The 25,913-nt window shown below is 65.2% G+C and carries 22 protein-coding genes; 5 read left to right on the forward strand and 17 right to left on the reverse strand.

Going from position 1 to position 25,913, the window contains the following annotated elements:
• Nucleotides 1-74 precede the first annotated feature (74 nt).
• The 16 genes from OH705_RS13915 to dksA all read right to left on the reverse strand — a co-directional run bounded on the left by OH705_RS13915 (nucleotide 75) and on the right by dksA (nucleotide 20,646).
• Nucleotides 75-3,011, reverse strand: a complete 2,937-nt coding sequence (locus tag OH705_RS13915; protein ID WP_267302372.1) for a DUF748 domain-containing protein — start codon at nucleotides 3,009-3,011, stop codon at nucleotides 75-77.
• A gap of 79 nt (nucleotides 3,012-3,090) precedes the next feature.
• Nucleotides 3,091-3,960 carry an oxygenase MpaB family protein gene (locus tag OH705_RS13920; RefSeq protein ID WP_267302373.1) on the reverse strand — a complete coding sequence of 290 codons (870 nt, stop codon included), beginning with the start codon at nucleotides 3,958-3,960 and terminating at the stop codon, nucleotides 3,091-3,093.
• A gap of 31 nt (nucleotides 3,961-3,991) precedes the next feature.
• Complete coding sequence (locus OH705_RS13925) at nucleotides 3,992-4,345, reverse strand: antibiotic biosynthesis monooxygenase family protein (protein WP_267302374.1); 354 nt, start codon at nucleotides 4,343-4,345, stop codon at nucleotides 3,992-3,994.
• A 35-nt stretch (nucleotides 4,346-4,380) separates the two neighbouring features.
• Nucleotides 4,381-5,364, reverse strand: coding sequence for a zinc-dependent alcohol dehydrogenase family protein (locus tag OH705_RS13930; RefSeq protein WP_267302375.1), 984 nt, complete (start codon nucleotides 5,362-5,364; stop codon nucleotides 4,381-4,383).
• Between the two features lie 183 nt (nucleotides 5,365-5,547).
• Nucleotides 5,548-5,850, reverse strand: a complete 303-nt coding sequence (locus OH705_RS13935) for an ArsR/SmtB family transcription factor (protein ID WP_023631021.1) — start codon at nucleotides 5,848-5,850, stop codon at nucleotides 5,548-5,550.
• 81 nt (nucleotides 5,851-5,931) lie between these two features.
• Complete coding sequence (gene acs, locus OH705_RS13940) at nucleotides 5,932-7,866, reverse strand: acetate--CoA ligase (protein ID WP_267302376.1); 1,935 nt, start codon at nucleotides 7,864-7,866, stop codon at nucleotides 5,932-5,934.
• A 156-nt stretch (nucleotides 7,867-8,022) separates the two neighbouring features.
• Nucleotides 8,023-9,687, reverse strand: a complete 1,665-nt coding sequence (pgi, locus tag OH705_RS13945; protein WP_038706862.1) for a glucose-6-phosphate isomerase — start codon at nucleotides 9,685-9,687, stop codon at nucleotides 8,023-8,025.
• 190 nt (nucleotides 9,688-9,877) lie between these two features.
• A complete protein-coding gene (panC, locus tag OH705_RS13950) occupies nucleotides 9,878-10,741 on the reverse strand; it encodes a pantoate--beta-alanine ligase (RefSeq protein WP_038706861.1) in 864 nt (287 codons plus the stop codon).
• Nucleotides 10,738-11,538 (reverse strand): 3-methyl-2-oxobutanoate hydroxymethyltransferase, encoded by an 801-nt coding sequence (gene panB / locus OH705_RS13955; RefSeq protein ID WP_267302377.1) that lies wholly within the window; start codon nucleotides 11,536-11,538, stop codon nucleotides 10,738-10,740. The genes panC and panB overlap by 4 nt, the downstream gene beginning before the upstream one ends.
• Before the next feature lie 250 nt (nucleotides 11,539-11,788).
• Nucleotides 11,789-12,268, reverse strand: coding sequence for a 2-amino-4-hydroxy-6-hydroxymethyldihydropteridine diphosphokinase (gene folK / locus OH705_RS13960; protein ID WP_023632696.1), 480 nt, complete (start codon nucleotides 12,266-12,268; stop codon nucleotides 11,789-11,791).
• Between the two features lie 2 nt (nucleotides 12,269-12,270).
• Nucleotides 12,271-13,665, reverse strand: a complete 1,395-nt coding sequence (locus tag OH705_RS13965; RefSeq protein WP_094012257.1) for a polynucleotide adenylyltransferase PcnB — start codon at nucleotides 13,663-13,665, stop codon at nucleotides 12,271-12,273.
• A 759-nt stretch (nucleotides 13,666-14,424) separates the two neighbouring features.
• Nucleotides 14,425-15,867: a sigma-54-dependent transcriptional regulator gene (locus OH705_RS13970; protein ID WP_038706859.1), complete on the reverse strand. Its 1,443-nt coding sequence runs from the start codon at nucleotides 15,865-15,867 to the stop codon at nucleotides 14,425-14,427.
• Between the two features lie 4 nt (nucleotides 15,868-15,871).
• Complete coding sequence (locus OH705_RS13975; RefSeq protein ID WP_181425907.1) at nucleotides 15,872-18,847, reverse strand: sensor histidine kinase; 2,976 nt, start codon at nucleotides 18,845-18,847, stop codon at nucleotides 15,872-15,874.
• The gene (locus OH705_RS13980; RefSeq protein WP_003250005.1) at nucleotides 18,831-19,007 is read right to left on the reverse strand and encodes a hypothetical protein; all 177 of its coding nucleotides are present in this window, start codon (nucleotides 19,005-19,007) and stop codon (nucleotides 18,831-18,833) included. The genes OH705_RS13975 and OH705_RS13980 overlap by 17 nt, the downstream gene beginning before the upstream one ends.
• Before the next feature lie 208 nt (nucleotides 19,008-19,215).
• The gene (gene gluQRS / locus OH705_RS13985) at nucleotides 19,216-20,103 is read right to left on the reverse strand and encodes a tRNA glutamyl-Q(34) synthetase GluQRS (RefSeq protein ID WP_023631562.1); all 888 of its coding nucleotides are present in this window, start codon (nucleotides 20,101-20,103) and stop codon (nucleotides 19,216-19,218) included.
• Nucleotides 20,104-20,202: 99 nt separating this feature from the next.
• Nucleotides 20,203-20,646, reverse strand: a complete 444-nt coding sequence (gene dksA / locus OH705_RS13990) for an RNA polymerase-binding protein DksA (RefSeq protein WP_023631563.1) — start codon at nucleotides 20,644-20,646, stop codon at nucleotides 20,203-20,205.
• 213 nt (nucleotides 20,647-20,859) lie between these two features.
• Here dksA and OH705_RS13995 point away from each other — a divergent pair, with 213 nt between their 5' ends.
• Both OH705_RS13995 and sfsA read left to right on the forward strand, forming a co-directional pair.
• Nucleotides 20,860-22,032: a pyridoxal phosphate-dependent aminotransferase gene (locus OH705_RS13995; protein WP_038706857.1), complete on the forward strand. Its 1,173-nt coding sequence runs from the start codon at nucleotides 20,860-20,862 to the stop codon at nucleotides 22,030-22,032.
• Nucleotides 22,033-22,035: 3 nt separating this feature from the next.
• Nucleotides 22,036-22,749 (forward strand): DNA/RNA nuclease SfsA, encoded by a 714-nt coding sequence (sfsA, locus tag OH705_RS14000; protein ID WP_267302378.1) that lies wholly within the window; start codon nucleotides 22,036-22,038, stop codon nucleotides 22,747-22,749.
• On the opposite strand, the gene OH705_RS14005 is transcribed toward sfsA, so the two are convergent.
• Nucleotides 22,739-23,056 (reverse strand): Rieske (2Fe-2S) protein, encoded by a 318-nt coding sequence (locus OH705_RS14005; protein ID WP_023631907.1) that lies wholly within the window; start codon nucleotides 23,054-23,056, stop codon nucleotides 22,739-22,741. The two genes, sfsA and OH705_RS14005, sit on opposite strands and share 11 nt — an antisense overlap.
• A gap of 162 nt (nucleotides 23,057-23,218) precedes the next feature.
• On the opposite strand from OH705_RS14005, the gene OH705_RS14010 reads away from it, so the two are divergent.
• From OH705_RS14010 to OH705_RS14020, 3 genes are read left to right on the forward strand one after another with little or no spacing between them, the layout of a single operon-like run.
• Nucleotides 23,219-24,103 carry a heme/hemin ABC transporter substrate-binding protein gene (locus OH705_RS14010; protein WP_267302379.1) on the forward strand — a complete coding sequence of 295 codons (885 nt, stop codon included), beginning with the start codon at nucleotides 23,219-23,221 and terminating at the stop codon, nucleotides 24,101-24,103.
• Between the two features lie 50 nt (nucleotides 24,104-24,153).
• Entirely contained in the window at nucleotides 24,154-25,137 is a 984-nt protein-coding gene (locus OH705_RS14015; protein WP_172670917.1) for a FecCD family ABC transporter permease, read from the forward strand.
• Nucleotides 25,137-25,904, forward strand: coding sequence for a heme ABC transporter ATP-binding protein (locus OH705_RS14020; protein ID WP_038706854.1), 768 nt, complete (start codon nucleotides 25,137-25,139; stop codon nucleotides 25,902-25,904). The genes OH705_RS14015 and OH705_RS14020 overlap by 1 nt, the downstream gene beginning before the upstream one ends.
• The last annotated feature ends 9 nt before the right edge of the window (nucleotides 25,905-25,913 follow it).

The following is a 25,913-nucleotide window of genomic DNA, read 5'->3' on the forward strand; positions in this document are numbered from 1 at the left end:
GCCGGCTCCCACAGAGGTACAGTGTGTATCTGTGGGAGCCGGCTTGCCGGCGATAAGGGCTACTCGGTCGAGAGCTACTCGGCATCCAGGTGCATCGGCGTCACCACGCGGCCATCGCTCTCGGCCTGGCCGAGGTTGGTGTCGATGAAGTACACGCGGTCATCTTCCAGCTGGCCCTTGTCCACCAGGTAGTCCTTGATGCTGCTGGCCCGCTCCTGGCCCAGGTTGCGCAGCAACACGGCGCTTTCCGCCCAGGACTTGATGACCGCTTCACGCAGCTTGGCGCTGCGCTCGTCACGGCCCAGGTTCTGCCAATCAGCTGGAGGCTGCTGTTTCAGGCGTGCACGATAGATGCCCTCGAGCATCGCCGGTTTGTCGCTGTCGTCCACCACCAGCAACGAGGCATTGGCTGGGACCTTGTCGCCCCGACGCTGTAGGATTTTGTACCAGGTGGCCTGGTACTCGCGCTCCAGGCGCTGCTGGGCGATCAGCGGGCCGTCACTGCTCTGGGCCGCCGTGCCTTCGATTTCCAGGCGCAATTCAGGGCGTTCCTTGAGGGCAGAGGCGAGCTTGTCCAGAGAGGCTTGCACATCCGGCGTGAGGTCGCTCGAGCCTGCGGCGAAAGACACGTTGCCGAGATCTTCCGCGCCACCCCCCGAGACCAACCCGCCAAGCAGTTTGAACGGCGCCTGCGCCGCGCGCAGCACCAGGTTGCGCAGGGTCTGCCAGACGATCGGCATCACGCTGAACTGAGGGTTGTTCAGGTCGCCCGAAACCGGCAGTTCGATGGAAATCTTGCCTTCGGTATCCTTGAGCAAGGCCACCGCCAGGCGGATGGGCAGATCCACCGCGTCAGGGCTGTCGACTTTCTCACCCAGCTGCAGTTGCTCGACCACCACTTTGTTTTCGGCCTTGAGCTGGCCATTGGTGATCAGGTAGTGAAGGTCCAGGTTCAACCGCCCCTTGCGGATGCGAAACCCTGCGAACTTGCCCGAGTAGGGCGTCAGGGTGGTCAGCTCGACGCGTTTGAAGCTGGTGGCGATATCGAGACTGGCCAGCGGGCTGAACGGGTTTAGTGCCCCCTTGATGGTCACAGGCGCGTAACGGTCGACCTTGCCCTTGATGTCCACCTTGGCGGGCGTGGGCTTGCGGTTGTCGATGGTTCCGATCTGGCCGTTGAGCTGCTGTACCGCAGTGGCGAAGTTAGGCGTCAGGGTCAGGTCGGCGAAGTTGGCCGAGCCATCGTTGATGCCGATCTGGCCGATGCGGATGCCCAGCTCCTTGCCGCTACCGGCAGCAGCGGGCTTGCTCGGGGCCGAGGCAGGCTTGTCGGCGGGTTGCGGGATCAGCAGGTCGTCGACGTTGGTGGTGCGGTCTTCGTTGATGATGAAGCGCGCGTAGGGTTGCAGCAGGGTGACCTTGTCGATCGACAGGGCATCGCCATGCACGTACGACAGGCCATCGACGTTGACCTGTTGCCATTTGACGAAGTCGCGGTTCTTGATGGTGTCCAGGGTGTGCAGTTGGTTGGCCTGGGCCTTGCCGGTGATGGTGAAGGCCAGCGGGTCGGTGCTCTTGAGGTCGACCTTGAGGTCGCTGGAGAGCATGCCACTGCGCAGCTCCAGGCGGATGAACGGGCTGATGTAGGCCTGGGCCACCCGTAGGTCGATATCGCGGGTGGCAACGTCGAGCTTGGCCGAGACCGGGGCCAGGTTGACCTGGCCTGCGGCCTGTAGCTTGCCCTGCCTGCCCACGCCGGTGTCGAGCTTGAGGGTGAAGGGCGACTGGTTGAGGCTGTCGAAATTCTGCACGTCGAGGTTGAGCGGGCCGACATCCAGGGCCACGGGCTCTTTCTGGCTGCGATCGGCCAGATGGACCATGTAGTTGCGCGCCTGCACGTCCTTGAGCAGGACCTGCCAGGGCTTGCTCGGCTCTTTGGCAGCCTGTTCTTGCGGGGTGGGTTCGGCGGCGGCGGGCTCGGCCTTTTCCTTTGGCGTGGCCTTGGCCGGCTGGCTGGCGAACAGCTTCTGCCAGTCGAGCTGGCCGTCCTTCTCCAGGGCTGCCCAGGTTTCCAGCTTGTCGCTGCGGATCTTGCCGACGGTGACCAACTGCTTGGCCAGGTCGATGGAGGTTTCACTGACCTCCAGGCTGGCCAGGCGCGCCAGTGGGCGGCCATCCGGTGCCTTGATGGCAAAGGGCGCGACCCGCACCGAGGTGTTGTCGAGCAGCAGCTCGGTTTCCTTGGAAAGGTTGAGCTTGTAGTGGGTGTCGAGGCTGACCATTCCGTCTTCCAGCACCAGCGGCACGGCGTCGCGCACGTAAGGCCAGAACAGCTTCATCTTGCCGTCGGTGACTTTCAGCGTGCCCTCGGAAGCGATCGGCGTCAGGCTGAGCGTGCCGCTCCAGTCGATACGCCCACCCGCCGGGCCGTTGGCCACCAGGGTCATGTCGGCGTTGTCGTCGGGGAGGGTGCTGAGGTTCTTCAGCTCCAGGTTCATCGAGTCGTAGAGAAACTCGATCGGCTCGCTCGGGCGTAGGTCCTGGAAGTGCAGGTAACCCTCGCTCAGCTTGATGCTGGCAATGCGCAGCGGGAACGGGTCGCTTGGCGGTTCCTCGGCCTTGGGCTCGCTGGGCGGGAGCTTGAACAGCTGGGCCAGGTTGAGGCTGCCGTCCTTGGCGAACAGCAACTCGGTACGCGGCTTGTCCAGCTCCACCGCGTCGAGGCGCAGGGCCTTGGTCCACAGGCTGTCGAGGGACAGGTTGGCGTAGAGACGCTCGAAGCCGACCTGCTCCTTGCCGGGCTCGCCGATCTGCAGGCCCCACAGGGTCAGTTCGAGGCTGAACGGATTGAGTTCGATGCGCTGCAGATGCGCCGGCACCGTGGCGTACTGCGCCAGTTGCTGGTTGGCGATGCGCAGGGCGATGCCGGGGAGAATGAAAAAGCCGAGCAGGCTGTACAGGGCCACGAGGGCCACGAGTGCGCCGAGGGCGCGGGTCAATCCTTTGGGCATGTGTCGCTTCGTCTGTATCAGGCTGGAGTGCTTGGAGTATGGCACGTTAAATCGGTTCCGATGAACGGACCAAAATACCTCATTCGACGCCCATGCGCCGCCTGGCGCGCTGCGCCGAGCCATTGCGCATGGCCCAGCGCAGCACTGGCGCGGTATTGCTCAGGCCCAGGCGGATCATGCGCCGCTCGACCGCGCCCTGGTGCAGGCCGAGCATTGCGCTGGCCCAGTCCGGCAGCAGGTCGATGCCGGCCTTGAGCATCAGCTTGCCCACCGGCTCGGCGAGGCGGCTGGGGGCCGGGGCCTTGAGCAGGATATCGACCACCTCGAGGCTGCGCGCATCGCACTGCAACTGCGGGCGCATGCGCTGCAGGTAGGCATCCACCTCGGCACAGGAGCGGGGCACGTCGCGCGCGCCCAGGCGCTCGGCGATCAGGGCGATCTCGTGGTAGTAGGCGTCCTGCGCGCTACGCGGCAGACCAGGATTGCGGTAGCGCAGGTGGGCGGCAAGGAAGCTGCTGACTTCGGCCACATGCACCCAGGTCAGCAGGTCGGGGTCGCTGGCGGCGTAGGGGCGGCCATCGGCCGCGGTGCCGACCACCTTGAGGTGGATGGTGCGAACCTTGTCGATCAGCCACTCGGCGTCACGGGTCGAACCGAAGGTGGTGCCGGAAATGAACTGGCTGGTGCGGCGCAGGCGGCCGAGCAGGTCCTGGCGAAAGTTCGAATGGTCCCAGACCCCGGCCAGGGCCAGCGGATGCAGTAGTTGCAGCATCAGCGCACTGATCCCGCCCACCAGCATGCTGGGGAAGTCGCCGTGTACCTGCCAGCTGATGCTCTGCGGGCCGAACAGGCCGGGATCGCCCTTGGGCGACTCCAGGTCGAGCTGGCCGAGGGCCAGCCCGGTGAGGCTCATGACTTGGGTTTCGATGCGGCGACGCAAGGCTTCCATGGCGACCTGTGCTGGCCGCCATGGCGGCCGTCTAGGGGATTGGGCGATTGTCGTCCAGTCGGGCACCGCCCGGGCTGGTGGGCGCGTGCGTTTCGAACGCGCTGCCCTGCACATGATAAACCGTGGGCTCCTCGGAAAAATATGGTGTCAGGTGGGCCATGAAGACCTGGTGGTCTTCACTGGCCTCGAAATCCGGCGCGTGGTCCTCGAGTGTTTGCCATTGCACGATCAGGTTGAATTGATGGGGGCTCTCGATCCCTTGCGCGAGCACATGGCTGACGTGACCCTTGGCTCGGCTGAGCAACGGGGCGACCTCGGCGAATGCGTGCGTGAAGGTATCGACGTGGGTCGGACGAATGGGAAGCAGGGCAATTTCGTAGATCATGGCGGTCCTTGAAGTCGAAAAGGGTGGCAGGTGCTTCAAGCGCTGGCGGGGTCGGCCAAGGGCACGACCGCAATGGCGATCTTCCCCTGCAGGCCATTGTTGGCGCTTTGCAGCCGGGCATGGGCGAGGGGAACCTCAGCGAGGGAGTAGACGGCGCCCACGTGTGGCTTCAGTTGCCCGCGTTCGACCAGCGCGCTCAACTCGTCGAGCTTGCCGCGGTGCTGCCGGGTGAAGACGAAGTGGTAACTCGCGTTGCGGCCCCAGGCCTGGATCAGGTTCTGCGGTTGCGCGATGTCCACGATCGACACCACGCGCCCCAGTTGCGCCAGGACGTCCGGGCTGCGTGCCAGGGTATCGCCACCGATGGTGTCGAAGACCACGTCGACGCCTTGGCCCCCGGTTTCCCGCTGGACGACATCGACATAATCCTGATGCTCATAGTCGATGACCACGTCCGCGCCCATTTGCCGCACGAATTCGGCATTGGCCTCGCGCACGGTGGTGAACACCCTTGCGCCCATGGCCTTGGCCAGCTGGATCGCCACGTGGCCGACACCACCTGCGCCGCCGTGAATCAGGATGCGCTCGCCCACCCTGAGCGCCGCACGCACTACCAGGGCCTCCCAGGCCGTGCCGCCGACCAGGCTCAGGCTGGCTGCCTCCAGGTGGCTCAGCGAAGGCGGCTTCAGGCCGATGATGTCTTCGGCGGCGACGTGGTACTCGGCATAGCTGCCCGCCCCGTCGAAGATCTGCGGCGTGTACCACACCTCGTCGCCCGGCCTGAACGCGGTCACACCCGGCCCGACGGCTTCGACGACGCCGGAAACGTCGTGCCCGGTAATGGCCGGGAGGGGCACCAGGTCGGGGTAGTCGCCACGCCGAACCTGGTAATCCAGGGGGTTGATGGAGGTGGCGTGCACCCGGACCAGCACCTGTCCGGCCTGCGGCACCGGTTTGGCGACATCGCGATAGGCGAATGCGTCCGGGCCGCCAAAGGAATCCAGTATCAACGCTTTCATGGTGTTTCCTCGCTTCGATAAAAAGGGATATCGGGAAATATCGATGTATAAAGTAGAGTGAAGTTGCTGTTCTATGCCTTGGCACCTGCCAGGTGCCGCAGTTGTTGCCTCCTTGGGTTAGATAAAAGGGTTCGATAAAACGGGATATCGGGAAAAGTCGATGTATAGAGATAAAAGTAAAACCTACAACTCACTCCCGATCAGCTCGGCGAGGGCGCTGATGGCTGCTTCGTTACGCTTGTAATAGGTCCACTGGCCAATGCGCCGGACTTCGACCAGGCCTGCGCGCTGCAGGGTGGCCAGGTAGTCGGACACCGTCGACTGCGACAGCCCGACGCCTTCCTGGATGCTGCTCACACAGACGCCCACCGTATGAACGTCACCTTCGTCCTGGGGAGGAAAGTGTTTCACCGGGTCTTTCAGGCCTTTGAGGATCTCGAGACGGGTACGGTTCGAGAGTGCCTTGAATATGTCGAGTAGTTCCATGGCGCGATAATATCGGGATTTACCGATATGTCAATGCGGTAAAGGATGATCGGGGCGGCGGTGGCGGCCGCCCCAAGGGTTCTACTGGTTGAGACGTTTGTCGATCAGGCCCTGGACCACGCTGGGGTCGGCGAGGGTGGATGTATCCCCCAGGTTGTCCAGCTCGTTGCAGGCGATCTTGCGCAGGATGCGCCGCATGATCTTGCCCGAGCGGGTCTTGGGCAGGGCGGGCGCCCACTGGATCAGCTCGGGCTTGGCGAAGCTGCCGATTTCCTTGCTGACCAGGGCCAGCAGTTCGGCCTTGAGCGCATCATCCGGTTCTATACCGTTCATGGGGGTGACGAAGGCATAGACGCCCTGGCCCTTGAGGTCATGGGGATAACCGACCACCGCGGCTTCGGCGACGCTGTCGTGCACCACCAGCGCGCTCTCCACCTCGGCGGTGCCGATGCGGTGGCCGGAGACGTTGATTACGTCGTCGATGCGCCCGGTGATCCAGTAGTCGCCATCGGCGTCGCGGCGGGCGCCGTCGCCGGTGAAGTAATAGCCGGGCATGGGCTTGAAGTAGGTGTCGACCATGCGCTGGTGATCGCCGTAGACGCTGCGGATCTGCCCGGGCCAGCTGGCCCTGATCGCCAGCAGGCCGGCGCCTGGCCCCTCGATGAGCTTGCCCTTTTCATCCAGCAGCACAGGCTGCACGCCGAACATCGGTTGGGTGGCGCAACCGGGCTTGAGCCTTTGTGTGCCGGGAAGGGGCGTGAGCATGATGCCGCCGGTCTCGGTCTGCCACCAGGTGTCGACGATGGGGCAGCGTTTCTGCCCGACCGCCTCGAAGTACCATTCCCAGGCCTCCGGGTTGATCGGCTCGCCGACGCTGCCGAGCAGGCGCAGGCTCTGGCGCGAGGTGCCCTGCAGCGGGCCGGAGCCTTCACGCATCAGGGCCCGCAACGCGGTGGGCGCGGTGTAGAAGATGTTCACCTTATGCTTGTCCACCACCTCCCAGAAACGCGAGGTGTCGGGGTAGTTGGGCACGCCTTCGAACATCAGCGAGATCGCGCCGTTGGCCAGCGGACCATAGACGATATAGCTGTGGCCGGTGACCCAGCCGACGTCGGCGGTGCACCAGAACACTTCGCCGTCGCGGTAATCGAATACCACTTTGAAGGTCATCGTGGCCTGCAGCAGGTAGCCGGCGGTGCTGTGCAGCACGCCCTTGGGTTTGCCGGTGCTGCCGGAGGTGTAGAGGATGAACAGCGGGTCCTCGGCGTTCATCGGTTCGGGCGGGCAGTCGTCACCGGCCTTTGCCGTTGCCTCGTGGTACCAAAGGTCACGGCCTTCGCTCCAGCTGACGTCGCCGCCGGTGCGCTTGACCACGAGCACACTGCTGACGGCCGGGCAGCTGGCCAGCGCCTTGTCGACATTCTGCTTGAGCGGTATGCGCTTGCCGCCGCGCACCCCTTCGTCGGCAGTGATCACGGTGCGGCAATCGGCGTCGAGGATACGGTCGCGCAGGGCATCGGGGGAGAAGCCGCCAAACACCACCGAGTGAATGGCGCCGATGCGGGTGCAGGCGAGCATCGCATAGGCGGCCTCGGGGATCATCGGCATGTAGATGCACACCCGGTCGCCTTTGTTCACACCCCGGGCTTTCAGGGCATTGGCCAGCCGGCACACCTGGCGGTGCAGCTCGCGGTAGCTGATGGCCTTGCTGTCCTTGGGGTCGTCGCCCTCCCAGAGCAGCGCGGTCTGTTCGCCGCGCGTGGCCAGGTGGCGATCGATACAGTTCTGGCTGACATTCAGCTGGGCGCCATCGAACCAGCGCGCCGTGCCGGTCTTCAGGTCGCATTGCTGCACGCTCGACCAGGGCTTGATCCAGTCCAGGCGCTTGGCCTGCTCGGTCCAGAAGGTGTCGGGGTCGTCCACCGACTGGCGATAGAGGCGGCGGTAGTCGTCGTCGGAGAGTGTGGCGGCCTGGCTGACGGCCAGTGCCTCGGGATAGTCGCGGATATCGAACATGGCGGGTGGTCCTGCTCTTGTTAGGGGCGAGGGACTGCAACGGCTATTCGATGGACAGTGTAGAAGGTGGGGGTGTTCCCGGGCCGAAAGCATCGCGGGGCAAGCCGCATCGGCGCACCGATGCGATTTGCCCCGCGATTGACGGCTACAGGTCGATCAGCCGCGGTGACGGCCGCGGAAGTAGTTGATCAGGCCTTGGGTCGAGCCATCCTCGGCGCTGTCTTCCTGGGCCCCGACCAGGCGCTGGTACACGCCCTTGCCCAGTTCCTTGCCCAGCTCCACGCCCCACTGGTCGAAGGCGTTGATGCCCCAGACCACGCTCTGCACGAACACCTTGTGCTCGTACATTGCCACCAGCGCGCCAAGGCGGCGCGGGCTGATGCGCTCGACCACCAGGGTGTTGCTCGGGCGGTTGCCTGGGATCACCTTGTGCGGCGCCAGCTTGGCGATGTCGTCTTGGTTCAGGCCCTTGGCGCGCAGTTCGGCCTCGGCTTCCTCGCGGGTCTTGCCGAGCATCAGTGCCTGGCTCTGCGACAGGCAGTTGGCGTACAGCCACTGATGATGGTCGGCCACCGGGTTGAAGCTCACCACCGGCACGATGAAGTCGGCCGGGATCAGCTGGGTGCCCTGGTGCAGCAGTTGGTGGTAGGCGTGTTGGCCGTTGCAGCCGACGCCGCCCCAGATTACCGGGCCGGTTTCGGTCTGCACCGGCGTGCCATCGGTCAGCACGCTCTTGCCGTTGGACTCCATGTCCAGCTGCTGCAGGTGCTTGGTGATGTTGCGCAGGTAGTGGTCGTACGGCAGGATCGCGTGGCTGCGGGCGCCCCAGAAGTTGCCGTACCATACGCCCAGCAAGGCCAGCAGCACCGGCATGTTCTTCTCGAACGGCGCGGTCTGGAAGTGCTGGTCCATGGTGTAGGCGCCGGACAGCAGCTCCTTGAAGTTGGCGGTGCCGATGGCCAGGGCGATCGGCAGGCCGATGGCCGACCACAGCGAGTAACGCCCGCCCACCCAGTCCCACATCGGGAAGATGTTCTCTTCGCGGATGCCGAAGGCCACGGCCGCAGCCTTGTTGCTCGACACGGCGATGAAGTGGCGGTACAGCTCGGCTTCCGAGCCGCCCTGGGCCAGGTACCAGGTACGCGCGGCCATGGCGTTCTTCAGGGTCTCGAGGGTGTTGAACGACTTCGACGACACGATGAACAGGGTGGTCTCGGCGCGCAGGTTGGCCGACAGTTCATGGAACTCGCTGCCGTCGATGTTCGCCAGGTAGTGGCAGCGCACGCCGCGCTGGGCGTAGGGCAGCAGAGCCTCGGAGACCAGCTCCGGGCCCAGGAACGAGCCGCCGATGCCGATGTTGACCACGTCGGTGATCGGCTTCTCGCTGTAGCCGCGCCACAGGCCATCGTGGATGCGCCCGACCAGTTCGGTGATCTGGTTGAGCACCTTGTGCACTTCGGGCATCACGTTGACGCCGTTCACGCTGAGCTTGTCGCCGACCGGGCGGCGCAGGGCGGTGTGCAGCACCGGGCGGCCTTCGGAGGCGTTGATGATCTCGCCGCTGAACATCGACTTGATGGCTGCTTCCAGGTCGACTTCCTTGGCCAGGTTGACCAGCAGGTCTCGGGTCTGCTCGGTGATCAGGTTCTTCGAGTAGTCGAGAAACAGGCCGCAGCTGCTCAAGGAGAATTGGTCGAAGCGCTTGCCGTCGGCGGCGAAGGCTTCGCGCATGCTGAAGCCCTGCATGGCGTCGCGGTGTTGCTGGAGCGCCTGCCAGGCGGGCAGCGCCGTCACATCGTGGGGGGTACGGTAATACGCCATTGCGGGTGGTTTCCTTGTTGCATGGTCAGGCTTGGACAGCGGCAGTCATTGCCGGTTGCAAGCTGGACATTATAGGCATTGGCGCCAAGGCGGGAATGGGGGGAGGCGGGCGGCGCGGATTAAAAATTGTCACCGGCCTGATACCCAAGGTACGCGTGGGGCGGCGTTGAGCCGCTCCCACGCGTCGAGCTCAGGCGGTCTGCTCTTCCAGGTGCAGATAAAGATTGTCGATCAGCCGAGTGTTACCCAGGTAAGCTGCGGCGATCACCACCAGGTCACGGTCATCGACCTGCGCCGGGCGCAGGGTGACGGCGTGGCGCACTTCCAGGTAATCCTTACGGAACCCGGCGGCTTCGAGTTGCGCCTGGCCCTCGGCGATCAGCGCCGCGTAGTCGCGCTGGCCACGGCGCAAGGCCTCGACCATGCCGCCCAGCACACGGTACAGCGCCGGCGCGGCGGCACGCTGCTCCGGCGTCAGGTAGCCATTGCGCGAGGACAGCGCCAGGCCATCCTCGGCGCGCACGGTCGGCTCGCCGATGATCTGGATCGGCATGTTCAGGTCGCGGACCATGGCGCGGATCACCGCCAGTTGCTGGAAATCCTTCTCGCCGAACACGGCCAGGTCTGGCTGGACCATGTTGAACAGCTTGCTGACCACGGTCGCCACGCCCTCGAAGTGGCCAGGACGGCTGGCGCCGCACAGCCCTTCGGACAGTTGCGGCACGCTGACGCGGGTCTGCACGGTCATGCCGTCGGGGTACATCTCCTCGACGGTAGGGGCGAACAGCAGGTGGCAGCCGGCCTGGAGCAGTTTCTCCTGGTCGGCGGCGAGGGTGCGTGGATACTTGTCCAGGTCTTCGCCGGCGCCGAACTGCAACGGGTTGACGAAGATGCTGGCGACCACGAAGTCGGCGCGCTGTGCGGCCTTGGTCACCAGGGCGGCGTGGCCGCTGTGCAGGTTGCCCATGGTCGGCACGAAGGCGATGCGCTTGCCCTCGCCACGGGCGCGGGCCACGGCGGCGCGCAGCTCACGGACGGTCTTGACGGTATTCATGCGCTGAACCCATGTTCGCTGCCGGGGAAGCTGACGTCCTTGACCGCGCGGACATAGGCGGCCAGGGCACTCTTGATGTCCGGTTGGCCGACCATGAAGTTCTTCACGAACTTCGGCACGCGGCCGCTCAACGACAGCCCGAGCATGTCGTGCAGCACCAGCACCTGGCCATCGGTGGCGCTGCCGGCACCGATGCCGATCACCGGAATGCTCACGGCCTGGGAGATTTCTGCGGCCAGCTCGCTGGGCACGCACTCGAGCAGCAGCATGGCCGCGCCGGACTGTTCCAGGGCGATGGCGTCGGCGCGCATCTGACGCGCCTGGGCTTCCTGGCGACCCTGGACCTTGTAGCCGCCCAGCACGTTGACCGTCTGCGGGGTCAGGCCCATGTGCGCGCACACCGGCACGCCGCGTTCGGCCAGCAGGCGGATGGTTTCGCCCAGCCAGGCGGCGCCTTCGATCTTGAGCATGTGGGCGCCGGCACGCATCAGTTCGGCGGCGTTGGCGAAGGCTTGCTCGGGGGTGGCATGGGCCATGAACGGCAGGTCGGCGAGGATCAGCGCCCCCTCGTTGCCGCGCTTGACGCAGGCGGTGTGGTAGGCCATGTCGCGATTGGTGACGGGCAAGGTGCTGTCATGGCCCTGCAGGACCATGCCCAGGGAGTCGCCCACCAGCAGCACCTCCACGCCGGCCTGGCTGGCTGCCTTGGCGAAGGTCGCGTCATAGCAGGTCAGCATGGTGATTTTTTCACCCTTGGCCTTCAGGCCGTGCAGGGTAGTCAGGGTTACTTCAGGCATGTAGGGGAGTCCTCGTTCAGGCGCTGTGAACAACAACTGCGTACAACGCGTGTATTCATCTTCCGGAGCGGCACATCATCGGTCGTGATGTTCGGGCACAGATCCGTCCGAGCCTAAATGGGTGATAGCGGCACAGTGGCGCCGCGGGACGCCTATAGTCGTGAGCGAGGTGGGGGAAGTCAACCAGCCGTGTTACCGCATTGTTACGGCGTGGGTGTTACTGGCGTTACCGCCGTCTGAAACGCCCGATTTACAGGCGTTCCAGGCCGACGAACGGGCAGCCCTCGAGCAATTGCGCGAGGGGGCGGCCGTCGGCAAGGCAGAAGCTTTCGGGAACCAGCTCGGCGAGCGGGTAGAGCACGAAGGGACGGGCCTGCATATGGTAGTGCGGGACTTTCAGGCGTGGTACGTCGATGACCTGGTCGCCGAACAGCAGCATGTCCAGGTCGAGGGTGCGTGGGCCCCAGCGTTCCTTGCGTACGCGGCCCTGGTCGTTCTCGATGGCCTGCAGGGCGTCCAGCAGGTCCAGCGGTGCCAGTGCCGTGTCGATGGCCGCCACGGCGTTGGTGTAGCGTGGCTGGCCCGGCAGCAGCGAATCGCTGGTGTAGAGCGCCGAGGCCGCCGCCAGGCGGGTCTCGGCGATCAGGTCCAGCGCCTGCAGGGCGCTGCGCAGCTGCTCGGCGGGCTCATCCAGGTTGCTGCCCAGGCCGATGTACGCACGGGTGGTCATGCTCAGTCCCAGGCCTGCTCGTCGTCACGCTTGCGCTTGCCGCCACTGCGCTTGCGCTTGCGTGGGCCGGCACCGGCGCCAGCGGCGTCGTCACGGTTGCCCAGCTCGCGGATCATGTCGCGGCGCTGGCTGTCGTTGGCATCCTGGTAGTCGGTCCACCATTGGCCCAGCCCATCGGTTTCCTCGCCGGCGCTTTCACGCAGCAGCAGGAAGTCGTAGCCGGCGCGGAAACGCGGGTTGTCCAGCAGCATGTCGGCGCGCTTGCCGCTGCGCCGTGGCAGGCGCTCCTGCATGTCCCAGATCTCGCGGATCGGCAGGGTGAAGCGCTTGGGGATGGCGATGCGTGCGCACTGTTCGGCGATCAGGTCGTGGGCCGCGCCGTTCATGGCCGGAATCGGCGGCACGCCCTGGCTCTGCAGGTACAGTACGCGGCTTGGCAGGGCAGGCCAGAGCAGCGCGGCGAACAGGAAGGCGGGCGTCACCGGCTTGCCCTGCTTGACGCGCAGGTCGGTGTTGGCCAATGCCTGGCTGATCAAGCTGTGGGTGTAACTCGGGCGTTCTTCCAGGGCATGGCTGCTGGCCGGGAACAACGGCTCGAACAATTGCAGGTCGACCAGCATCTCGAAGGTGATCGCCCCCTGGCCGTTGAGGAACAGCTTGAGGCTTTCCTCGAACAGGCGCGCGGGTGGGATGTCGCGCAGCATCGGCGCCAGCTCGCGGATCGGCTGCACGGTGTGCTTCTCGATGCCGAAGTCCAGCTTGGCGGCGAAGCGCACGGCGCGCAGCATGCGTACCGGATCTTCCTGGTAACGGTGGGTCGGATCGCCGATCAGGCGCAGCAGCCGGTTACGGATGTCGTGGACACCGTTGGCGTAGTCGAGGATGCGCTCGCTGACCGGGTCGTAGTACAGGGCGTTGATGGTGAAGTCGCGGCGTTGCGCGTCTTCTTCCAACGTGCCGTACACGTTGTCGCGCAAGATGCGACCGCTGGCATTGTGCGACGAACGGTGGCTATCGGACTGGTCTTCATCGGAGTGGGGCGCACGGAAGGTGGCGACCTCGATGATGTCACGGCCGAAATGCACGTGGACCAGCTTGAAGCGCCGGCCGATGATACGGGCGTTGCGGAACTCCGCGCGGACCTGCTCGGGGGTGGCGCTGGTGGCGACGTCGAAGTCCTTGGGCGTGATGCCCAGCAGCAGGTCGCGCACGCAGCCACCGACCAGGTAGGCCTGATAGCCGGCCGCCTGCAGGCGCTCGACGATGCTCACGGCATGGCGGCTGAACTGGCTGCGCTGCAGCGAGTGCTGGCTCTTGTTGATCACTTCAGGCGTGGTACGCCTGTGGTGCTGGCCACGAACGGGCGGGCGGAACGACTGGAACAGCTTCTTCAGCATGGGATGCACTGTTTGAAGGAATGATCGGCCAAGGATAGGAGAATGGCCGCATGATGGGCGGGGATTCTAGCATTTACTGGGGGAATGGTGTAGGCGGTGTGGCAAGGGTGATGCGAAGGGGAGAAACGACATGGGGAGCCGAAGCTCCCCATCAAGTCGTTGCGTGCTCTTATTGTTCTTCTGCTGGGCTTCTTGTTTTTGTTGAGTGCCCTGTCCACAAATCTTGAAGCTTGTGGACGACCCCCAAACCGGGGGTAAAGAGCAAACGGATTGCTTTGGTCGCCGAGTTGATGCTGATCTGTCGATCCAATCAGTTCAGGTGCTGCTTTTGAGTGCAGTTTTTGTTGTTCTCTGCCTGATCGTGGGGCAAGCCCCAAACACAACGCCTCTCCAAAAGAATCAGTTAGCTGCGCCTCCGCCGTCTTGTTTTTATTGTGCGTGAGCCGTTTCGTCTTGTTCTTATTCTGAGTTGCAGTGCTTGTTATTGTTCTTGTGCCAGAGATATAGCAGGTGCCGTGCCAACTTTTGAAGATCCAATGAAATCGGGGCTTTCAGCGTTCCAGGCAGCTTTTGCCGCGGGGCAAATGTAGAAATTTCGTTACCTTACGCCTCGGGGGATGTTACGCCCGCCAGGGTAGGTAACAGATTTTTGCGGTAACTGATGTGTTACCCCAAACAACCGCGGGGCAAGCCCGGCTCCCACGGACCAGGCAAGACTGGCGTGGGAGCGGGCTTGCCCCGCGATCGGATTACACAGAATCAGTTGTCGCTGGTGGCGTTGCTCTTGCGCCGCGGGATGCCCAGGCGCTGGCGGCGTTCCCACAGGCATTTGCGGCTGACGCCCAGCTTGCGGGCCAGTTCGGTTTCGGTCATGTGGTCCTGGTGCTCGAGCACGAAGTGCTGGAAGTAATCCTCCAGCGACAGGTCCTCGGTCGGCTCATGGCTGGCGCTGTTGCTGCTGGCCAGCGCCGGCAGGTTGTCCAGCATGTCGTCGTCTTCCAGGTCGCTCAGCTCGATGTCGATGCCCAGCAGGTCGGCGGAAATTTCCGCGCTTTCGCTGAGAATCACAGCGCGCTCCACCGCGTTTTCCAGTTCGCGCACGTTGCCCGGCCAGCTGTAGTGGCGAATGGCTTGTTCGGCATCGTGGGAGAAATGCAGGTCGTCGCGGCCGATCCGTGCGCTCTGGCGGGCAAGGAAGGCATTGGCGATCTCGTTGACGTCGCTGCCACGCTCGCGCAGGGCCGGCAATTTCAGGGCGATCACATGCAGGCGGTAGTAAAGGTCTTCACGGAACTGCCCGGCCTTTGCCAGGTTCTTCAGGTCGCGGTGGGTGGCCGCGATCAGGCGCACGTCGACCTTCTGCGATTGTACCGAGCCTACCCGGCGGATCTCGCCTTCCTGCAATACGCGCAGCAGGCGGGCCTGGGCTTCCAGTGGCAGCTCGCCGATCTCGTCGAGGAACAGGGTGCCACCATCGGCGGCTTCGACTAGCCCCGCCCGGCCCGCGCTGGCGCCGGTGAAAGCGCCCTTCTCGTGGCCGAACAGTTCCGACTCGATGAGGGTTTCCGGGATCGCCGCGCAGTTCACCGAGATCATCGGTGCCTTCGCCCGGCGCGAGAGGTTGTGCAGGGCGCGGGCGACCAGCTCTTTGCCGGTGCCGGATTCGCCCTGAATCAGAACATTGGAGTCGGTTGGCGCGACCTTGCGAATCTTCACGAACATGTCCTGCATCGGCGGGCAGGAGCCAATGATGCCGATCTCGCCATTGGCGGCGGCGGGGCTGGTCTTCTCCGCGCTGGCCTTGCCATTGGCGGCCCGGGGCTCGCCGGCCGGCGCCGAGGCCGGGGCGTTCACCCGGTCGCGCAGGATACGCGCCACGGCCTGGAGCATCTCGTCGTGGTCGAAGGGCTTGGCGATGTAGTCCACCGCGCCCATTTTCATCGAGTCCACCGCCGAGCGCAGGCTGGCGTAGCTGGTCATGATCAGTACCGGCGTGCCCTGGCCGAGCTTGATCAGCTCGGTACCCGGGGCACCCGGCAGGCGCAGGTCACTGACGATCAGGTCGAAGGTGGCAATGCTGAAGCGTTCCTGGGCTTCCTGCACCGAGCCGGCTTCGCTGACCTGGTACTGGTTCCGCTCGAGCAGGCGACGCAGGGCCGAACGGATGATGGTTTCGTCTTCGACGATCAGAATATGCGGCATTGATTCAATTCTCTCGACGGTCTCGAATTTCAGGGGACGTCGCTACGACATGCCGGGGCAGGGTCACGCGGATCCGGGTACCACGTTGGCGCTCGATGTCGGCCGGGCTGTCGATGGTGATTTGCCCATAATGCTCTTCCACGATGGAATAGACCAGAGCGAGCCCGAGTCCGGTTCCTTCGCCCGGGTCCTTGGTGGTGAAGAAGGGTTCGAACAGGCGGTCCATGATGCTTTTCGGAATACCGCTGCCTTCGTCCTCGACCACCAGGTCGACGGTGTGCTCGTTGATTTCACTGCGCACGCGCACGGCGCTGCCGGGTGGCGAGGCGTCGCGGGCGTTGGAGAGCAGGTTGATCAGCACTTGGGCCAGGCGTTGCGGGTCGCCCTCGACCCAGTGTTGCGGGTCGCAGAGGTTGAAGAACTGTACTTCGAAATTGCGCCGGTTCAACGCCAGCAGACCAATGGCATCCTGCGCCACCTCGGCCAGGCACACCGGCTCTTCGCTGTTCTGCTGGCTGCCGCCGGCGTGGGCGAAACTCATCAGCGACTGGACGATGCGCGACACGCGCTTGGTCTGCTCAAGGATCTGGCTGGACAGCTCGATGATCTCGCCGTCGCCCTCGCGCTCCTCGCGCAGGTTCTGCGCCAGGCAAGCGATGCCGGTGATCGGGTTGCCGATCTCGTGGGCCACGCCCGCGGCAAGGCGGCCGATGCTCGCCAGGCGCTCGGAGTGCACCAGCTTGTCCTCCAGTGCCTGGGTCTCGGTGAGGTCCTCGACCAGCAGCACCAGGCCACTGTTGCCCGGGGCCAGCGGCTCGTCGATGGCGGCCTTGTGCAGGTTCAGCCAGCGCGGCTGGCCATCGAGGACCAGGCGCTGCTTGTGCAGGTGTTCGTCGGGCACGTTGATGAAGCCTTGCAGCAGGCCGCGCCAGGGTTCGGCGATGGTCACCAGGCGCGAGCCGACCACATGCTTGGCGGCGATGCCGGTGAGCTCCTCCATCGCCTTGTTCCACATCAGGATCTCCTGGTCCTTGGCCAGCGAGCACACGCCCATGGGCAGTTCCTGCAGGGTCTGGCGGTGGTAGCGGCGCAGGGCGTCGAGCTCGGCGGCAAGGCCGGTCAGGCGCGAGTGATAGTCCTCGAGGCGGCTCTCGATGAAGTGGATGTCCTCGGTGACGTAGTTCTCGTTGCCGGACTTGTACGGCAGGAAGGTCTCGACCATGTCCTGCGCCACGCTCGGCCCCATCAGGCCGGACAGGTTGGCCTCGATGCGGTCGCGCAGGCGCCGCAGCGCATAGGGGCGGCGTTCGTCGAAGGGCAGGTAGAGGTCGCGCAGGGCCTGCTCCACCTCTTTTTGCGCAGCCTTGGCACCCAGCGGCTTGGCCAGCTGGGTGGCGAACTCCTGGGGCGAGGCTGCGTGCAGTTCGCGGCGTTGCGGGCGGCGCACGTTATCCACCGCGCAGGCCTCGGCGGCGCTGACCTCTTCGCTGCTGGCATTGGTGAACAGCGAGATCAGGGTGAACAGCAGGACGTTGGCCGCAAGCGAGGCGATGGCCGCCATGTGCCAGCTGGTGTCGTCCAGCACGTAGATCATGTCCAGCAACGGAATGTAGAAGCCCTGCAGGTTGCCCAGCAGCGGCAGCAGCATGGTCACCATCCACACCAGCATGCCGGCCAGCAGGCCGGCGATGAACCCTCGTCGGTTGGCGGTCGGCCAGTACAGCACCGAAAGCACCCCGGGCAGGAACTGCAAGGTGGCGACGAAGGCGACGATGCCCAGGTTGGCCAGGCTCTGGTGGTTGTTCTGGGTGAGGTAGAAGACGAAACCGGCGGTGATGATGGCGACGATCAGCGCCCGGCGGGTCCACTTCAGCCAGCGGTAGATGTTGCCTTCGGCCGGCGGCTGGTACAGCGGCAGCACCAGGTGGTTCAGCGCCATGCCCGACAGCGCCAGGGTGGTGACGATGATCAGTCCGCTGGCGGCCGACAAGCCACCGACATAGGCCAGCAGCGCCAGCGCTTCGTTGTTGGCGGCGATGCCCAGGCCCAGGGTGAAGTACTCGGGGTTGGTGCTGGCGCCCAGGCGCAGGCCTGCCCACAGCACCAGCGGCACCGCCAGGCTCATCAGCAGCAGGAACAGCGGCAGGCCCCAGCTGGCGCTGACCAGCGAGCGCGGGCTGAGGTTTTCGGTGAAGGCCATGTGGTACATGTGCGGCATGACGATCGCCGAGGCGAAGAACACCAGCAGCAGGGTGCGCCAGGGGCCTTCCTGCAACGGCGTGTGCAAGGCGGCGAGGGCGGTCTGGTTCTGCAGCAGCCAGACTTCCAGCCCATGCGGGCCACCGAACACGCCGTACAGCGCATAAAGGCCGATACCTCCCAGCGCCAGCAGCTTGATCACCGATTCGAAGGCGATGGCGAACACCAGGCCTTCGTGCTTTTCGCGGGTGGCGATATGGCGTGAGCCGAAGAAGATGGTGAACAGGATGATCAGCACGCAGAAGGCGAACGCCACCCGCGCCTTGACCGGCTCGCCGGTGAGGATGCTGATCGAGTCGGCCACCGCCTGGATCTGCAGGGCCAGCAGGGGCAGCACGCCGATCAGCATGAAGATGGTGGTCAGCGCGCCGGCCCAGGTGCTGCGAAAGCGAAACGCCAGCAGGTCGGCCAGTGACGACAGCTGGTAGGTGCGGGTGATCTTGAGGATCGGATAGAGCAGCACCGGGGCCAGCAAGAAGGCCCCGGACACCCCCAGGTAACAGGCAAGGAAGCCGTAGCCATATTGATAGGCCAGCCCGACCGAGCCATAGAAGGCCCAGGCACTGGCGTAGACGCCCAGCGACAAGGTGTAGGTCAGGGGGTGGCGAATGATCGCCCGCGGGATCAGCCCGCGCTCGCTGATCCAGGCCACGCTGAACAGCACCAGCAGGTAGGCGGCGCTGATCATGATCATCTGGGTCAGGCTAAAGCTCATCGGCATCTCGTTGGCTCTGCAGGATGAAGGTGACGACGATGAGGATCAGCCAGAGCAGGTAGGGGCGGTACCAGGCACCGGTCGGCTCGATCCACCAGTCCATGATGGCGGGGGAGAACAGGTAGATCCCCACCACCAGAAGCAGGACCAAACGATAGATGTACATGCTGGCCTCGAAGGGTTGGGCGCTGCGGTTTGGACTTATTATTGGCGCAAATGGCTGGGGCGATGCTAGCGGGAATCGGGGCTGTTAGCCAAGGGTTTGAATTTGTTAGGCTTTTGAGCCCGGTTTTGCTTGTTCTTGCCCATCGCGAGCCTGCGCATAGCCAGGCATCGTGGGCGCGGGCTTGCTCCGCGATAGGGCCGCTACTGCCTCAGCGCAAATCAGCCTCGGGCACCGTCATCTGCCGTGCAATGTGCTCCGGCCGCCACTGCTGGCGTGCCACCGCCAAAACCTCGGCCGGACTGGCTCCTGTCAGTGCCGGATCGATCTGCTGCCCCAATGCCCGCAACGCTCGCAGCAGCAAGGGCGTGGCCTGGTCCGCCTCAAGCGGCGGCGATCGATACGACTTGCCCAGCTTGTGCCCGTCAGGCTGCACGATCAATGGAATGTGCAGGTAACGCGGCTGCGAAAAGCCCAGCAACTCCTGCAGGTACAGCTGGCGGGGCGTGTTGTCCAGCAGGTCGGCGCCGCGCACGATGTCGGTGACGCCCTGCCAGGCATCGTCCAGCACCACCGCCAACTGGTAGGCATAGAGCCCGTCGCGGCGCTGGATGACGAAGTCGCCCACCTCGCGCCCGAGGTGCTGTTCGAACGTACCCTGGACGCGATCCGTGAAGCGGTAGATCAATTCCGGCACGCGCAGGCGAATGGCCGCGTCTTGCCGGGGATGCCCGGCGTTACGGCAAAAGCCTGGGTAGATACCGTCGTACCCTTCCAGTTGCTTGCGCGAACAGGTGCAGGCATAGGCCAGGCCCATGCTGAACAAACGGTCGACCACGGCGGCATAGGCCTCATGGCGCTGGCTCTGGAACACTACCTCGCCGTCCCACTCCAGGCCGTAGCGCTCCAAGGTCTGCAGGATCGCATCGCGTGCCCCGGGCATTTCCCGGGGCGGGTCGGTGTCTTCCATGCGCAGTAACCAACGGCCATCGACCGCGCGGGCGTCGAGCCAGGAGGCGAGGGCGGCCACCAGCGAGCCGAAGTGCAGAAAGCCGCTGGGGGTGGGGGCGAAGCGGCCGATGTAGCGGGAGTCGTTCATGGATTGCACAGCTATATAAATGAATACGGGGCGTACCGATTGCAGGAGCGGGCAAGCCCGCCTCCACAACCAGTACGCCCCGTCTGCGAGGTTCTGGAATCAGCCTTTACCGACAGTCTTTTCCTTCTTCTCGGCAATTTCCTTGCAGTCGAAGCACAGGTCGGCGGTCGGGCGGGCTTCGAGGCGGCGCAGGCCGATCTCGATGCCACAGGAGTCGCACCAGCCGTACTCGTCGGCCTTGATCTTGTCGAGGGTCTTGTCGATCTTCTTGATCAGTTTGCGCTCGCGATCGCGGTTGCGCAGTTCCAGGGCGAACTCCTCTTCCTGGCTGGCACGGTCGGCCGGGTCGGGGAAGTTGGCTGCTTCGTCCTTCATGTGGTCCACGGTACGATCCACACTGACCATCAGCTCGCCTTTCCAAGCGCTGAGCAGCTTGATGAAGTGCTTCTTCATGGGCTCGCCCATGTACTCCTCACCCTTTGTCTCTACGTAGGGTTCGACACCGTACATGGTCTGGACTTTTTGCTTTTCTACGGTGGACATGAATAGACCGCCTCTCACTCATCTGATCCAATGCGCAGGCTTGCTTCCATCGCCGGCACCCGCCGGCCCTGCGACTGCGAGCCGCCGAACTTACCAGATAGATCCGGGGTGCGCTACCCCGCCCTATGCCTGCTATTGACAGCAGGGCGGGCGGCACGTTCGCTGCGGTGCACAGGTAGAATCACCAGTTTAGACCCAATTGAGAGAAGGCCCATGGCTCAGCCACACAGTGCGCGCAGTCGCGCCATCGAACCCTTCCACGTGATGGCCCTGCTGGCGCGCGCCAACGAGCTGCAGGCTGCGGGCCACGACGTGATCCACCTGGAGATCGGCGAGCCGGACTTCACCACCGCCGCGCCCATCGTCGCGGCGGGCCAGGCTGCCTTGGCCGCCGGGCACACCCGTTACACCGCTGCCCGCGGCTTGCCGCAACTGCGTGAGGCAATCGCCGGGTTCTATGGCCAACGCTACGGTGTGGACCTCGACCCGGAGCGCGTGCTCATCACCCCGGGCGGTTCCGGCGCGCTGCTGCTGGCCAGCAGCCTGCTGGTCGATCCGGGCAAGCACTGGCTGCTGGCCGACCCGGGCTACCCGTGCAACCGCCACTTCCTGCGCCTGGTCGAAGGCGGTGCGCAGCTGGTGCCGGTGGGGCCGGAGGTCAATTACCAGCTGACCGCCGATCTGGTCGAGCGTCACTGGGACAAGGACACGGTCGGTGCCCTGGTGGCGTCGCCAGCCAACCCGACGGGCACGGTGCTCGATCGCGACGAGCTGGCCAGCCTTTCCAAGGCTACCCGCGAACGCCATGGGCATCTGGTGGTGGACGAGATCTACCACGGCCTCACCTACGGCATGGATGCGCCGAGCGTGCTGGAAGTCGACGATGAGGCCTTCGTCCTTAACAGTTTTTCCAAATATTTCGGCATGACCGGCTGGCGCCTGGGCTGGCTGGTGGCGCCGCCGTCGGCGGTAGCGGACCTGGAAAAGCTGGCGCAGAACCTCTACATCAGTGCTCCGAGCATGGCCCAGCATGCCGCGCTGGCCTGCTTCGAGCCGCAAACACTGGCCATCCTCGAGGAGCGCCGCGCCGAGTTCGCCCGCCGCCGCGACTACTTGTTGCCGGCATTGCGTGAGTTGGGCTTCGGTATCGCCGTGGAGCCGCAAGGCGCCTTCTATCTGTATGCCGATATCAGCGCGTTCGGCGGCGATGCCTTCGCGTTCTGCCGGCACTTCCTCGAAACCGAGCACCTGGCATTCACCCCGGGGTTGGACTTCGGTCGTCACCAGGCCGGCCACCATGTGCGTTTTGCCTACACCCAGAGCCTGCCGCGCCTGGAGGAGGCGGTGCAGCGCATCGCCCGTGGCCTGAAAAGCTGGCAGGGCTGACGGATGCTGTTTCCGCAACTGGAGCAGGCGCGCCTGCTGCGCCGCTATAAACGCTTCCTGGCCGACATCGAACTGGCCACCGGCGAGCAGCTGACCATTCACTGCCCCAACACTGGCTCCATGCTCAATTGCATGCGCGAAGGCGGGCAGGTGTGGTTCAGCCGCTCCAACGACCCCAAGCGCAAGCTGCCCGGTACCTGGGAGATCAGCGAAACGCCCCAGGGGCGGCTGGCCTGCATCAATACCGGGCGCGCCAATGCGGTGGTGGAGGAAGCGCTGCGGGCCGGAGTGATCACGGAGCTGGCCGGGTTCACCACGCTCAAGCGTGAAGTGGCGTATGGCGAGGAACGTAGCCGTATCGACTTCCACCTGGAGTTCGCCAATGGCGACAAGGCCTACGTCGAGGTCAAGAGCGTGACCCTCGGTTACCCCGATACTCCCGTGGCGGCGTTCCCCGACGCCGTCACCCAGCGTGGGGCCAAACACCTGCGAGAGCTGGCCGCCCTGGCACGCCAGGGCATCCGTGCGGTGCAGCTGTATTGCGTGAACCTGACCGGCATCGAGGCCGTGCGCCCGGCCCAGGAGATCGACGCCGCCTACGCCCAGGCACTGCGCGCCGCGGTGGCGGAAGGGGTCGAGGTGCTGGCCTACGGCACGCGCCTGGATGCCCAGCAACTGGTCATCGACCGGCCGCTGCCGGTATTGCTCAATCCGTAAGCCAGATGCCCTGGCTGTCTTCCCGGCAGTCCAGGGCTTCCAGCCATTCGCCCGCGCAGGGGCCAGTAATGCATTCGCCGCTTTCTATCAGGAACTGGGCCCCGTGATGGGCGCACTGGATCAGGCTCGCGCTGTCATCGAGAAAGCTGTCCGCCGCCCAGTTCAGCGGGATGCCCCGGTGCGGGCAGCGGTTGCGATAGAGGTGGACCGTGCCCTGGCGGCGCACGCCGAACAGCGCTATGCCGGCTACGCTGAAGGCGCGGCTGTGGCCCTCGGCGAGGTCGTTGGAGGCGCAGAGAAAATGCATCGCAGCGGAGTCTTCCGGTTAAGCCGTGTGACAAAGGGATGGCTTGACGCTTCAATGCGAATAATTATCAAATTGCCCGCATTCGTCGCGCCAGGCTGTCTATGGTGCGCACTTGTGCCGCCCGCCACAAGGTGTGCTGCCCGCCCTCTGCAAAGGAATCCGATGATGCGCCGTCCCGCTGCCTTGATTGCCCTGTGCGCCGGTCTTGCCCTGTCTACCCACACCATGGCCGCCGAGCTGCCACAGCGCTGGGTGAGCGCCGGTGGTGCCTTGAGCGAGTGGATCAGCGCCCTGGGCGGTGAGCAGCGCCTGGTCGGCGTCGACACCACCAGCCAGCACCCCGAGTCGCTCAAGGCGCTGCCCAGCATCGGTTACCAGCGCCAGTTGTCGGCCGAAGGCATCCTCAGCCTGCGCCCTGACGTGCTGGTGGGCACTGAGGAAATGGGGCCACCGCCGGTGCTGGCGCAGATCCGCAAGGCCGGGGTGCGGGTCGAGCTGTTCTCCAGCAAGGCCGAAGTGGGCGCGGTTGACGAGAATCTCAAGCACTTGGGGGCATTGCTCGGCGACGAGCACAAGGCCAAGACGTTGGCTGCCGATTACCGCCAGCAGCTGGAGGCGTTGCACAAACAGGTCGAGCAGGCCCAGGCCGGGCAGAAGGCGCCTGGCGTGTTGCTGCTGGTCGGGCATGCCGGCGCCAAGCCGATGATCGCCGGGCAGGGCACTGCCGGGGACTGGGTGCTGCGTCAGGCGGGAGGGCGCAATCTTGCCGACCACCAGGGCTACAAGAACTTCTCGGTGGAGGCCCTCGCCGCGCTTAACCCGGACGTGGTGGTGTTCTCCGACCGGGCCCTCAGTGGCGAACAGGCCTTGCAGGCACTGATCAAGGAAAACCCGGCCCTGGCGACGTCCCGTGCGGTGCGCGACAAGCGCCTGCTGTCGCTCGACCCGACGTTGCTGGTCGGCGGCCTCGGCCCGCGCCTGCCGGCCACCCTGCATGAGCTGGCCGCCAGCTTCTATCCCGCCGCCAAGGCCAGCCTCAATCCATGATGCCGCGGGTTCGACCACGTACGTTGTTCATTACCCTGGCCTTGCTGTGCCTGCTGGCGGTGTGGTTGTCGCTGGCGCTGGGGCCGGTCAGCCTGCCGCTGTTCGATACCCTGCGCGCCGGCCTGCGCCTGGTCGGGTTGCCGGTCAGCGGCGAGGGCCTGGAGCAGGCCGAGATGATCCTCGGCCAGATCCGCCTGCCGCGTACCCTGCTGGGGCTGGCGGTCGGCGCGGTGCTGGCATTGTCCGGCGTGGCGATGCAGGGGTTGTTCCGCAACCCGCTGGCCGATCCGGGGCTGGTCGGTGTCGCCAGTGGCGCCGCCCTGGGGGCCGCGGTGGCGATCGTCGGCGGCAGCTGGCTGGGCGGCATTCCTGACTGGTTCGCGCCTTATCTGTTGTCGTTGTGTGCCTTCGTCGGTGGCCTGGGCGTGACAGCGATGGTCTATCGCCTGGGGCGCCGCGACGGCCAGACCAACGTGGCGACCATGCTCCTGGCCGGTATCGCGATGACCGCGCTGGGCGGCTCGGCGGTGGGCCTGTTCACTTACCTGGCCGACGACGCCACCCTGCGTACCTTGACCTTCTGGAACCTGGGCAGCCTCAACGGCGCCAGCTACGAGCGGCTGTGGCCCTTGCTGCTGGTGGCGGCGGCCGTGGCCTTGTGGCTGCCGCGCCGGGCGCAGGCGCTCAACGCCTTGCTGCTAGGCGAGTCGGAGGCCCGGCACCTGGGTATCGAGGTAGAAAAGCTCAAGCGCGAGCTGGTGTTCTGCACCGCGCTCGGCGTGGGGGCGGCGGTCGCCGCGGCCGGCCTGATCGGCTTCATCGGCCTGGTGGTGCCGCACCTGGTGCGGCTGGTGGCGGGGCCGGATCATCGGGTGCTGCTGCCGGCTTCGTTGCTGGCGGGCGGTACCTTGCTGCTGTTCGCCGACCTGGTCGCGCGCCTGGCCCTGGCCCCGGCAGAGTTGCCGATCGGCATCGTCACCGCCTTTATCGGGGCGCCATTCTTCCTGTTCCTGCTGGTGAAGGTGCGCAACTGATGCTCGACGTCCAAGGGCTGTCTCTCAAACGTGGTGGGAGCCAGGTGCTGCACGACATCAACCTCACGTTGCGGCCAGGGCAGGTGCTAGGTGTGCTCGGGCCCAATGGCGCCGGCAAGAGCAGCCTGCTCGGCGTGCTGTGTGGCGAACTGGCGCCCACTGCCGGGCGCGTGCACCTCGAGGGCCTCGGGTTGGACGATTGGCCGGGCCAGGAGCGTGCCCGGCGCCTGGCGGTACTGCCGCAGGCGTCCAGCCTTGGCTTTGCCTTCAGTGTCGCGGAAGTGGTCGGTCTCGGCCGCCTGCCCCATGCCAGCGGCCGTCAGCGCGACCGGGAAATCGTCGAGGCGGCGCTGGCGGCGGCGGATGCTCAGCACCTGGTCGAGCGCAGCTACCTGGCGCTGTCCGGGGGGGAGCGCCAGCGCGTGCACCTGGCGCGGGTGCTGGCCCAGCTGTGGCCGGGCGAGCCCGGCACCACGCTGTTGCTGGATGAACCCACTTCTGCGCTGGACCCCCTGCATCAGCACACCACGCTGCAGGCGGTACGCAGTTTCGCCGACCGTGGCGCGTCGGTGCTGGTGATCCTGCATGACCTGAACCTGGCGGCGCGCTACTGTGACCATATTCTTTTGCTGGAGCAGGGCCGCGGCCATGCGCTGGGCACACCGCAACAAGTGCTGACTCCGACGGCGCTGCGGGCGGTGTTCGGCATCGACGTCCTGGTGCAACCTCACCCGGAGCGCGGCCATCCGCTGATCATCACTCGCTAGGAGGCATTC

Origin of the sequence: Pseudomonas sp. BJa3 (genome assembly GCF_026343815.1) — a bacterium.
GTDB classification, from domain to species: domain Bacteria; phylum Pseudomonadota; class Gammaproteobacteria; order Pseudomonadales; family Pseudomonadaceae; genus Aquipseudomonas; species Aquipseudomonas soli.

Bases quoted from the DNA above. Each gene is read 5' to 3' on its own strand.
- OH705_RS13915 (WP_267302372.1), bottom strand. From the start codon at position 3,011: ATGCCCAAAGGATTGACCCGCGCCCTCGGCGCACTCGTGGCCCTCGTG.
- OH705_RS13920 (WP_267302373.1), bottom strand. From the start codon at position 3,960: ATGGAAGCCTTGCGTCGCCGCATCGAAACCCAAGTCATGAGCCTCACC.
- OH705_RS13925 (WP_267302374.1), bottom strand. From the start codon at position 4,345: ATGATCTACGAAATTGCCCTGCTTCCCATTCGTCCGACCCACGTCGAT.
- OH705_RS13930 (WP_267302375.1), bottom strand. From the start codon at position 5,364: ATGAAAGCGTTGATACTGGATTCCTTTGGCGGCCCGGACGCATTCGCC.
- OH705_RS13935 (WP_023631021.1), bottom strand. From the start codon at position 5,850: ATGGAACTACTCGACATATTCAAGGCACTCTCGAACCGTACCCGTCTC.
- acs (WP_267302376.1), bottom strand. From the start codon at position 7,866: ATGTTCGATATCCGCGACTATCCCGAGGCACTGGCCGTCAGCCAGGCC.
- pgi (WP_038706862.1), bottom strand. From the start codon at position 9,687: ATGGCGTATTACCGTACCCCCCACGATGTGACGGCGCTGCCCGCCTGG.
- panC (WP_038706861.1), bottom strand. From the start codon at position 10,741: ATGAATACCGTCAAGACCGTCCGTGAGCTGCGCGCCGCCGTGGCCCGC.
- panB (WP_267302377.1), bottom strand. From the start codon at position 11,538: ATGCCTGAAGTAACCCTGACTACCCTGCACGGCCTGAAGGCCAAGGGT.
- folK (WP_023632696.1), bottom strand. From the start codon at position 12,268: ATGACCACCCGTGCGTACATCGGCCTGGGCAGCAACCTGGATGAGCCC.
- OH705_RS13965 (WP_094012257.1), bottom strand. From the start codon at position 13,665: ATGCTGAAGAAGCTGTTCCAGTCGTTCCGCCCGCCCGTTCGTGGCCAG.
- OH705_RS13970 (WP_038706859.1), bottom strand. From the start codon at position 15,867: ATGCCGCATATTCTGATCGTCGAAGACGAAACCATCATCCGTTCGGCC.
- OH705_RS13975 (WP_181425907.1), bottom strand. From the start codon at position 18,847: ATGCCGATGAGCTTTAGCCTGACCCAGATGATCATGATCAGCGCCGCC.
- OH705_RS13980 (WP_003250005.1), bottom strand. From the start codon at position 19,007: ATGTACATCTATCGTTTGGTCCTGCTTCTGGTGGTGGGGATCTACCTG.
- gluQRS (WP_023631562.1), bottom strand. From the start codon at position 20,103: ATGAACGACTCCCGCTACATCGGCCGCTTCGCCCCCACCCCCAGCGGC.
- dksA (WP_023631563.1), bottom strand. From the start codon at position 20,646: ATGTCCACCGTAGAAAAGCAAAAAGTCCAGACCATGTACGGTGTCGAA.
- OH705_RS13995 (WP_038706857.1), top strand. From the start codon at position 20,860: ATGGCTCAGCCACACAGTGCGCGCAGTCGCGCCATCGAACCCTTCCAC.
- sfsA (WP_267302378.1), top strand. From the start codon at position 22,036: ATGCTGTTTCCGCAACTGGAGCAGGCGCGCCTGCTGCGCCGCTATAAA.
- OH705_RS14005 (WP_023631907.1), bottom strand. From the start codon at position 23,056: ATGCATTTTCTCTGCGCCTCCAACGACCTCGCCGAGGGCCACAGCCGC.
- OH705_RS14010 (WP_267302379.1), top strand. From the start codon at position 23,219: ATGATGCGCCGTCCCGCTGCCTTGATTGCCCTGTGCGCCGGTCTTGCC.
- OH705_RS14020 (WP_038706854.1), top strand. From the start codon at position 25,137: ATGCTCGACGTCCAAGGGCTGTCTCTCAAACGTGGTGGGAGCCAGGTG.